We start from the raw sequence: 5,204 nt of genomic DNA, 5'->3' as shown, positions 1-5,204 counted from the left end.
TTTGAATTGCCAGACTATAGTTAATAATAACTGCAAACGAATTAGGATTATTGGGATTAATTTCTTGATTTTGTAAAAATTCTAACTGAAGAATATCAATAATTTCATCAAGATTACGTTGACCATCGATTAATCTGACTAAACGATAATAAAGCGGCTCTTGAAAACAGATTGATTCTCGCTCAGATAGAAAAAATACCGTATTTGGTTCTAGGGTTTCAATTGAATAGGCAGGATTCCAATCAAGCTGGTTGAACACAATTTTTACTCTCTTTTTAAGGTATAGTTAAGGTTGATTATATACCTATAATATAAGGTTGATAGCAGTTATCTTAATGGTGAGGTGCGAAGTTTTCGTTTTCGGGAACAGGGAACGGCGAGGGAGCAGCCCATTTATGCCAAAATATAAAAGCGATCGCTAAAAGTGATTAAATTTATGCAATATGATACCAAATCCGCTTTTAATAGCATGATTAACTCCCAATCCAACTTTAAAAACCCAGTTATGGATTGTTTCCCCCTACTCCGCAGCTCCGGCACTCCCCAATCTCCTCTACCTTTTAAACAGGATTTGCTATCAGACCCCTAATTTCTTCCCTGCCTGAAATTTCTCAATTTCTCGGAATAAATTTGAGTACCAAAATCAGGGTAAATAGCCCAAATATAAACTTAATAAAGTTTTAATAGACATTTAAGCCCTAATAGATTAATCTTGCTTTTTTTAAAGCCGATATGCTGCCTCGCTAATCCTTTTCAGGCTTGAAAACTGGCTATTCTGTTGGGGCTTGCCCGTGAGAGAGGTCAATTTTCAAGGATAATTTGTAACAGAGTGTTGAAAATTCCTTTAATCTTAGTTATGAGCGATCGCCCACCAGAACTAACCCTAGCCGACCAGGCCCCTGCCAACTACGAATGTCGCTCCTGCGGCTACGTTTACGACCCCAGCAAGGGAGATAGTAAAACCAACACTCCCGCTGGAACCCCCTTCGAGGAATTGCCAGAAACGTGGCGCTGTCCCGTGTGTGGTGTGCGTCGTTCCCAATTTATCAACATCGGAGCCAAAGATGCTCCTTCGGGATTCCAAGAAAATCTTAGCTATGGTTTTGGAGTCAACCGTCTGACTCCAGCACAAAAAAATATTTTGATTTTCGGGGCTTTAGCGCTAGGATTTGTTTTCTTTATTAGTTTATATGGTTTAAACTAACTCAAGCACTCATTATCTTTAATCCAACGGCTCTTATGAGCCTGTAACCCATCGGGTACAAACCCTAATCCGTCCCGATTCCTTGACCAATACCTCTGAACCATTGATGAGAAAACTGAAACAATTCGTAATAGTTCTAGCTGTAGCCTTTTTCTGCTTTAGCTGTAGTAGTGTGCCATCCCTGAGCAGTAGTCCTTGGCAAATCCTCACCCTCGACACTGACTCCACTTTTGCCGATATCGCCTTTACCGACGACCTGCAGCACGGTTGGTTAGTGGGAACCAAATCTACCCTCTTTGAAACCACCGATGGGGGGGACAGCTGGCAGCAAAAAGTCCTCAACCTTGGCGAAGAAAAAGTTAGCTTTAGCGCCGTCAGTTTCCACGACCAAGAGGGTTGGATTGTCGGTAAACCCTCAATTCTTCTCCATAGCGAAGACGGGGGCAGCAGCTGGTCCCGTATCCCCTTAAGTGAAAAATTACCCGGTTCCCCCTACGGAATTATCGCTCTGAACGACAAAACCGCCGAAATGGTCACGGATTTAGGCGCTATCTACCGCACCAAAGACGGGGGCAAAACTTGGCAAGCTTTAGTGGAAGGTGCTGTGGGTGTGGCCCGGACAATTGTTCGTTCCCATGATGGTAAATACGTGGCCGTTTCCGCACGCGGTAACTTTTATTCCACTTGGGAACCGGGGTCAACAGAATGGCAACCCCACAATCGTCTTTCTTCCCGCCGCTTACAAAAAGTCGGTTATGGTGAAAAAGGAGAACTGTGGGCCCTGGCCCGGGGTGGTCAACTACAATTTACTAGCCCCAATGATCTCGATACATGGGAAGATAAGGTATTCCCAGAGTTTTCCACCAGTTGGGGACTTTTGGACCTCAACTACCGCAGTCCCGAAGAAATTTGGGTCGCTGGTGGTAGCGGCAATCTCTTGGTCAGTCATGACAGCGGCCAATCTTGGCAAAAAGATCGCGCGGTGGAAAGTGTCCCCTCCAATCTCTATCGAATTGTTTTTATCAATTCCGACAAGGGTTTTGTCTTGGGACAAAATGGGGTTTTACTGAAATATAATCCCCCTAGCGAACCGGCCTAAAACTTGTCTCAGGGTCAAGAAAGTCTCTATTATAGAGATTGAATTTTTCAAGTCCTATCATTCCGAGGAGAACCGTCCATGTCAGGTAGTACCGGCGAACGTCCTTTTGGCGATATCGTTACCAGTATTCGTTACTGGATTATCCATAGCATCACCATCCCCATGCTGTTTATCGCAGGTTGGTTATTCGTGAGTACTGGTTTAGCTTACGATGTTTTTGGCACTCCCCGTCCCGATGAGTATTACACTCAAGAGCGTCAAGAATTACCGATCATTAATGATCGCTTTGAGGCCAAAAATCAAATCGAGCAGTTTAATCAGTAGTTTACTTTAATTAAGGATAAAAACAATGGCTAGTGGTAATCCCAATCAACCCATTTCTTACCCCATTTTCACCGTTCGCTGGTTGGCAGTTCATACCTTAGCTGTCCCCACTGTCTTCTTTATCGGTGCGATTGCGGCAATGCAGTTTATTCAACGCTAGGAGAACAATTATGGAAAGAACACCTAATCCGAATCGGCAAGCTGTCGAGTTAAATCGTACTTCTCTTTACCTAGGTTTACTCCTAGTTGCTGTCTTGGGAATTTTATTTTCCAGCTATTTCTTTAACTAATTAGTCCCGATTCATTGTCATCGCAATTAGGAGGTGTTATTCATGTTCGCAGAAGGTCGTATTCCTTTGTGGTTAGTCGCCACCATCGCCGGTCTAGGCGTTATCGCTGTGCTTGGTCTTTTCTTCTACGGAGCTTACGCCGGTTTAGGTTCCTCTATGTAATTCCATTACGGGTAATTTCCCCCAGCAAAAAGCCGTTAGTTATAGAAATAACTAGCGGTTTTTTCAGTATTCGGTTAAAGGTAAAGCTCGATCGAACTTTAATACCAAATCCGTTTTTAATAGTGTGATTAACTCTCAAGTTATGAATTGTTTCTCCCTGCTCCCCACTCCCTGCTCCCTTCTCCCCACACCCCACACCCCACACCCTGCCCCCACGAAAAACTTTTTCAGCATACCCTAATTAAAAAAAGGAGTCAAAGACTTGACTCCTTTAGTTATATGGATGATTTAGCTAAAACTAAACTTCTTGTTTACGAGTGCTAAGATCACCCAATTTTTGGAATAAACCGAATTCCACTTGTTCTTCCAGATCGGGATCTACCCCGGCGAATACGTCGCGGTAGATAGTACGAGAACCGTGCCAGATATGACCGAAGAAGAATAGTAAAGCAAAGACAGCATGACCGAAAGTAAACCAACCTCTCGGAGAAGTGCGGAATACCCCGTCAGACTTCAGGGTTTCGGTGTCAAACTCGAAAGCTTCACCGAGTTGCGCTCTACGGGCAAATTTCTTCACATCAGCAGGATCGCTGAACACCTGACCATCGAGAGAGCCACCGTAGAAAGAAACGGTAACACCACTTTGTTCGATACTCAGTTTCGATTCCGCACGACGGAAAGGAATATCCGCGCGAACGATACCTTCCGAGTCAGTCAGGACAACGGGGAAGGTTTCAAAGAAGTTAGGCATCCGACGCACGCTCAGGACGCGACCTTCGCCATCTTTGAACACGGGGTGTCCTAACCAAGATTTAGCGATACCGTCACCGCTATCCATGGCACCAGTACGGAATAAACCACCTTTAGCGGGGCTATTACCGACATAATCATAGAAAGCCAGTTTTTCGGGGATTGCTTGGTAAGCTTCGGCGATGGTGGCCCCATTGGCGATGCTGGCCTCGACGCGACGCTCAATTTCTTCTTGGAAATAGCCCTTATCCCATTGGTAACGGGTCGGGCCAAAGAGTTCGATCGGGGTGGTAGCATTACCGTACCACATGGTTCCGGCCACGACGAAAGCGGCAAAGAAAACGGCGGCGATACTGCTAGAAAGCACCGTTTCGATATTACCCATTCTCAGGGCTTTATAGAGTCTTTCGGGGGGACGAACGGTTAAATGGAATAAACCGGCGATAATCCCAACGATACCCGCAGCAATGTGGTGAGCTACCACACCCCCGGGGTTAAAGGGGTTAAAACCAGCCGGTCCCCATTCGGGAGCTACGGGCTGCACATGACCGGTTAAACCGTAGGCATCGGAAACCCACATCCCGGGACCCCAAAGGCCTGTTTGATGGAAAGCACCGAAACCGAAGCAAAGTAAACCGGATAAGAACAGGTGAATACCGAACATTTTCGGTAAATCGAGGGCTGATTCGCCCGTGCGGGGATCGATGAATAATTCTAAATCCCAGAAAACCCAGTGCCAAACCGCCGCTAGGAATAGCAGACCGGATAAGACGATATGAGCGGCGGCAACGCCTTCAAAAGACCAGAAACCGGGGTCAACACCAGTTTCGCCGGTGACGCTCCAGCCACCCCAAGAACCGGTGACACCTAAACGGGCCATGAAGGGCAGCACGAACATTCCTTGCCGCCACATCGGGTTTAATACGGGGTCACTGGGGTCGAAAATAGCAAGCTCATAGAGGGCCATGGAGCCAGCCCAACCCGCTACCAGTGCGGTGTGCATCAGGTGAACGGAAATTAAACGGCCCGGGTCGTTGAGAACGACTGTGTGTACTCGATACCAAGGTAGTCCCATTGACTACGCTCCTCCTATTGACAATTTAGTGTCCACTTAGACGCTTTTTATATTCAGGGTGAAAATATAAGCCCAACAATCTCGACTGTTAAGTGCAAGAGTTAGCCGACCTACATTATCCCTTGAAAAGTGTATCTATTCTAAAGAAGTGTAACTATTGTTAGAACAGATTTCAAGTCTTTGCGATCGGTCTTCGGCCAGAATATTCCAGATCAGGGAGTGGGGTGTGGGGTGTAGGGTGTGGGGTGTAGGGTGTGGGGTGTGGGGTGTGGGGTGTGGGGTGTAGGGTGTAGGGTGTAG

General features: G+C 46.2%; 7 protein-coding genes and 1 pseudogene. 6 read left to right on the top strand and 2 right to left on the bottom strand.

Annotated features, from left to right (window positions below; genetic code table 11):
* Positions 1 to 259, bottom strand: a pseudogene (locus PX636_RS09755) (TOMM precursor leader peptide-binding protein); the annotation flags it as partial.
* Positions 260 to 856: 597 nt separating this feature from the next.
* On the opposite strand from PX636_RS09755, the gene PX636_RS09750 reads away from it, so the two are divergent.
* The 6 genes from PX636_RS09750 (at position 857) to PX636_RS09725 (ending at position 3,079) form a co-directional block, all read left to right on the top strand.
* Positions 857 to 1,204 (top strand): rubredoxin, encoded by a 348-nt coding sequence (locus PX636_RS09750; RefSeq protein ID WP_002757647.1) that lies wholly within the window; start codon positions 857 to 859, stop codon positions 1,202 to 1,204.
* A gap of 106 nt (positions 1,205 to 1,310) precedes the next feature.
* Complete coding sequence (locus PX636_RS09745) at positions 1,311 to 2,303, top strand: photosynthesis system II assembly factor Ycf48 (RefSeq protein ID WP_002798092.1); 993 nt, start codon at positions 1,311 to 1,313, stop codon at positions 2,301 to 2,303.
* 78 nt (positions 2,304 to 2,381) lie between these two features.
* Positions 2,382 to 2,627 carry a cytochrome b559 subunit alpha gene (gene psbE, locus PX636_RS09740; RefSeq protein ID WP_002749269.1) on the top strand — a complete coding sequence of 82 codons (246 nt, stop codon included), beginning with the start codon at positions 2,382 to 2,384 and terminating at the stop codon, positions 2,625 to 2,627.
* Positions 2,628 to 2,652: 25 nt separating this feature from the next.
* On the top strand, positions 2,653 to 2,787 hold the full coding sequence (gene psbF, locus PX636_RS09735; protein ID WP_002736175.1) for a cytochrome b559 subunit beta: 135 nt from the start codon (positions 2,653 to 2,655) through the stop codon (positions 2,785 to 2,787).
* 10 nt (positions 2,788 to 2,797) lie between these two features.
* Positions 2,798 to 2,917 carry a photosystem II reaction center protein PsbL gene (gene psbL / locus PX636_RS09730; protein ID WP_002735805.1) on the top strand — a complete coding sequence of 40 codons (120 nt, stop codon included), beginning with the start codon at positions 2,798 to 2,800 and terminating at the stop codon, positions 2,915 to 2,917.
* A 42-nt stretch (positions 2,918 to 2,959) separates the two neighbouring features.
* Positions 2,960 to 3,079, top strand: coding sequence for a photosystem II reaction center protein J (locus PX636_RS09725; RefSeq protein ID WP_002736108.1), 120 nt, complete (start codon positions 2,960 to 2,962; stop codon positions 3,077 to 3,079).
* Between the two features lie 298 nt (positions 3,080 to 3,377).
* Here the strand turns inward: PX636_RS09725 and psbB are convergent, their stop codons facing one another.
* Complete coding sequence (psbB, locus tag PX636_RS09720; RefSeq protein ID WP_002757651.1) at positions 3,378 to 4,904, bottom strand: photosystem II chlorophyll-binding protein CP47; 1,527 nt, start codon at positions 4,902 to 4,904, stop codon at positions 3,378 to 3,380.
* Between the last annotated feature and the right edge of the window lie 300 nt (positions 4,905 to 5,204).

The sequence above is a fragment of the Microcystis sp. M53598_WE2 genome (genome assembly GCF_030067735.1).
Lineage (GTDB): Bacteria > Cyanobacteriota > Cyanobacteriia > Cyanobacteriales > Microcystaceae > Microcystis > Microcystis aeruginosa.
The sequence above is the reverse complement of the archived record's forward strand: the minus strand, read 5'-3'. Positions and strand labels throughout refer to the sequence as shown.